The organism is Fructilactobacillus sp. X2R6C1 (genome assembly GCF_059901295.1).
Genome location: NZ_JBWXUZ010000019.1, coordinates 1 through 279, shown reverse-complemented (window position 1 = coordinate 279; position 279 = coordinate 1). Strand labels below are relative to the sequence as shown.

The 279-nt window shown below is 55.6% G+C and carries 1 protein-coding gene; it reads right to left on the bottom strand.

Going from position 1 to position 279, the window contains the following annotated elements; genetic code table 11:
* The coding region (locus tag AC6UDF_RS07185; RefSeq protein WP_500724185.1) for a copper resistance protein B at positions 1-279 on the bottom strand (279 nt) is incomplete at both ends.

The following is a 279-nucleotide window of genomic DNA, read 5'->3' as shown; positions in this document are numbered from 1 at the left end:
CCCCGACACATTGCCCTTCGGGTCAATAAAAACTGCCGATTCGAGCTCTATAAAATAGGGAAGCAGACCTTCAAGCCCGACGACCGCCAGCGGTCGCGTGACGTTCGCCCCGCGAAATGTCTGGGTCTCGAAGCGAACGCCCGTCTGAAAATCGAAATACGGGTGAACGAGCCGCCCGTAGAGAAGCTGCAAATCAATGTCGTAGTCGGCTTTGAAAGCCGTGTTGCGCTCGCCTTCGCTCTTATACCAGAAGCGGTTTTTATCCGTGCCGTACCAGCC